Here is a 3,368-nt window from a genome sequence, read left to right as displayed (position 1 = left end):
TCAACGGCCGCCGGAGGAGCTGCTTCGGGAGATGCTCTGCACGGTCTGGACGGTGCTCGAAGGCGAGCGCTAGCGGACCGGCCGCGGATCAACGTGGCGCGGCGGCTCGGCCTGGTCGGGCTGATCGTGGTGCTGTCGGCGTTGGTCTTCGGCGCGCTGCTGTCCGGGCTGCAGGCCCTGAAGGCGATGCAGTAGGGGGTCAGACCCCCGTCACCTCGCTCCAGAACCGCTTGGCCTTGCCGAGGAACCCCGCCGACTTGGGATGCTGCTGCTCGCCGCACAGGCCGGCGAACTCGCGCAGCAGCTCCTTCTGACGGGCGGTGAGCCTGGTCGGCGTCTCTACGAACAGCTCGACCACCAGGTCGCCGCGCTCGCGCGAGCGCAGCGAGGGCATGCCGCGGCCCTTCACCCGTACGGTGCGGCCGGTCTGGGTGCCCTCGGGCACCTTGATCGGCACTTTGCACTCGCCGTCGCAGTTCTCCCCGCCCATCAGGCAGGGGGCCTCCAGCTCGCCACCCAGGGCCGCGATGCTCATCGGCACCGGCACGGTGCAGAGCAGGTCCAGCCCGTCGCGCTCGAAGAGCTCGTGCGGCCGGACGGAGATGAAGATGTAGAGGTCGCCGCGCGGGCCGCCCCTGGCGCCCGCATCGCCCTCGCCCGCCAGCCGGATCCGCGCCCCGTCGTCGACGCCGGCCGGGATGCGGACCTGCAGCCGGCGCTCGCGCCGGACCTGGCCCATGCCGTGGCAATCCTCGCAGGGGTCGAGCACCAGCCGGCCCGTGCCGCCGCAGCGGGGGCAGGTGCGCTCGATGGAGAAGAAGCCCTGGGTGGCCCGCACGCGGCCCTGGCCGCCGCAGCTGCCGCAGGGGGTGGGGCTGGTCCCCGGCCGGGCACCCGAGCCCGAACAGGTCTCGCAGCTCATCGCCGAGGGGACGGTGATCTCCACGTCGGCGCCGGCGTAGGCCTGCTCGAGGGTGATCTCCAGGTCGTATCTCAGGTCCTGGCCGCGGGCCGGGCCGCTGGAGCGGCGGCCGCGGCCGCCGAACATGTCGCCGAAAACGTCGCCGAACACCTCGTTGAAGATGTCGTGCACATCGTGCATGCCGGCCCCGCCGCCGCCGTTCATGCCGTTGACGCCGGCGTGGCCGAAGCGGTCGTAGGCCGCCCGCTTCTGCGGGTCCGAGAGGACGGAATAGGCTTCGTTGATTTCCTTGAACCGGGCGGAGGCGTCCTCGCATCCCCCGTTGCGGTCAGGGTGATGCTCCATCGCCAGCTTGCGGAAGGAGGCCTTCAGGGCCGCCTCGTCGCAGCCGCGGGGCACGCCAAGGATCTCGTAGTAGTCACGCATCGATGGTCAGCGCTCGGAGGGCTCGAACTGAGGTGGGATGGCGCCCGTCCCGCCGCAAGGCGTCGCTTGCGCGGGACGGACGGCCGTCATCGCTCGGAAGTCGACGGCGCCCCATATCGGTCGATTGGCTTGACTTGCCGGCGGCCGACATGGGGCGAAACGTCACGCCGACTTCTTCTGGTCGTCGCTGACTTCTTCAAACTCGGCGTCGACCACATCGTCGCCGCCCTCGTTCGCGCTCTGCTGACCCGCCTCGCCGCCGGAGTTCTGCTGGGCCTGGTACATGGCCTCGCCCAACTTCATCGACGCCTGGATCAGGGTCTGGGTCTTGGACGAGATGGCCTCCGGATCGCCGGACTCCAGCACGCCCTTCAGGTCTTCCATCGCCGAGGTGATGGCGTCGCGCTCGGCCTGGCCGACCTTGTCGCCGTGCTCGGCGAGAGCCTTCTCGGTCGAGTGAAGGACGGCCTCGGCCTGGTTCTTGGCCTCGACCACCTGCTTGCGCTTCTCGTCGTCGGCGCGGTTGGCCTCGGCTTCCTTGACCATCCGCTCGATGTCGGCGTCCGACAGGCCGCCGTTCGCCTGGATGCGAATCGACTGCTCCTTGGCGGTCGCCTTGTCACGGGCCGAGACGTTGACGATGCCGTTGGCGTCGATGTCGAAGGTGACCTCGATCTGCGGCACGCCGCGCGGCGCCGGCGGGATGCCCACCAGGTCGAACTGGCCCAGCATCTTGTTGTCCTGCGCCATCGGCCGCTCACCCTGGAAGACCCGGATGGTGACGGCGTTTTGGTTGTCGTCCGCGGTCGAGAAGACCTGGCTGCGCTTGGTCGGGATGGTGGTGTTGCGCTCGATCAGCGGCGTGAACACCCCGCCCAGGGTCTCGATGCCCAGGGTCAGCGGCGTGACGTCCAGCAGCAGCACGTCCTTGACGTCGCCTTGCAGCACGCCGGCCTGCACCGCGGCGCCCAGCGCCACGACCTCGTCCGGGTTCACGCCCTTGTGGGGCTCGCGGCCGAAGAACTCCTTCACCGCCTCGACGACCTTGGGCATGCGCGTCATGCCGCCGACCAGCACCACTTCGTCGATGTCGGCCTTCTTGACGCCCGCGTCCTTCAGCGCCTGCTCGCAGGGGCCGATGGTCTTGGCGATCAGGTCCTCGACCAGCGCTTCCAGCTTGGCGCGGGAGAGCTTGATGTTGAGGTGCAGCGGGCCCGACTGGTTCATCGAGATGAAGGGCAGGTTCACCTCGTACTGGGCGGTGGTGGACAGCTCCTTCTTGGCCTTCTCAGCCTCTTCCTTCAGGCGCTGCAGGGCCAGCTTGTCCTTGCGCAGATCGACGCCGCTCTCCTTGCGGAACTCGTCCGCCAGGTAGTCGACGATGCGCAGGTCGAAGTCCTCGCCGCCCAGGAAGGTGTCGCCGTTGGTCGCCTTCACCTCGAAGACGCCGTCGCCGATCTCCAGGATCGAGACGTCGAAGGTGCCGCCGCCGAGGTCGTACACGGCGATCTTCTTGCCGTCCGCCTTCTCCAGCCCGTAGGCGAGCGCCGCGGCCGTCGGCTCGTTGATGATCCGCAGGACCTCCAGGCCGGCGATCTTGCCGGCGTCCTTGGTGGCCTGCCGCTGGGCGTCGTTGAAGTAGGCCGGAACGGTGATCACCGCCTTCTCGACCTTCTCGCCCAGGTGACGCTCGGCGTCTTCCTTCAGCTTCTGCAGGATGAAGGCGGAGATCTCTTGCGGAGAGTAGTCCTTGCCGTGGGCGCGCACCCAGGCGTCGCCAGTCGGACCTTTGACGATCTCGTAGGGCACCATGCCCCGGTCCTTCTCGACCATCGGGTCGGAGACGTTGCGGCCGATCAGCCGCTTGATCGCGAAGAAGGTGTTGGAGGGGTTGGTGACCCCCTGACGTCGAGCGGGCTGGCCGATCAGGCGCTCGCCGTCGTCCAGGAAGGCGACCACCGAGGGAGTGGTGCGCGCGCCTTCAGCGTTCTCGATCACTTTCGGCTGCTTGCCGTCCATG

General features: G+C 68.7%; 3 protein-coding genes. 1 reads left to right on the top strand and 2 read right to left on the bottom strand.

The genetic code is table 11. The features are described from left to right. Window positions 1-195, top strand: a 195-nt coding sequence (locus tag VHK87_RS01060; RefSeq protein WP_329633044.1) for a hypothetical protein, incomplete at its 5' end; no start/stop codon positions are given. Window positions 196-199: 4 nt separating this feature from the next. Here VHK87_RS01060 and dnaJ read toward each other — a convergent pair. Both dnaJ and dnaK read right to left on the bottom strand, forming a co-directional pair. Further along, window positions 200-1,348 carry a molecular chaperone DnaJ gene (gene dnaJ, locus VHK87_RS01055; protein ID WP_329633043.1) on the bottom strand — a complete coding sequence of 383 codons (1,149 nt, stop codon included), beginning with the start codon at window positions 1,346-1,348 and terminating at the stop codon, window positions 200-202. A gap of 162 nt (window positions 1,349-1,510) precedes the next feature. Beyond that, window positions 1,511-3,367, bottom strand: a complete 1,857-nt coding sequence (gene dnaK, locus VHK87_RS01050; protein WP_329633042.1) for a molecular chaperone DnaK — start codon at window positions 3,365-3,367, stop codon at window positions 1,511-1,513. Window position 3,368: the final 1 nt, after the last annotated feature.

Source organism: Phenylobacterium sp. (assembly GCF_036263695.1).
Taxonomy (GTDB): Bacteria; Pseudomonadota; Alphaproteobacteria; order Caulobacterales; family Caulobacteraceae; genus Phenylobacterium.
This window is presented reverse-complemented; position numbering and strand designations above follow the sequence as displayed.

Excerpts from the sequence above, each read along its gene's own strand:
- dnaJ (WP_329633043.1), bottom strand. The coding sequence starts at position 1,348 with ATGCGTGACTACTACGAGATCCTTGGCGTGCCCCGCGGCTGCGACGAG.
- dnaK (WP_329633042.1), bottom strand. The coding sequence starts at position 3,367 with ATGGACGGCAAGCAGCCGAAAGTGATCGAGAACGCTGAAGGCGCGCGC.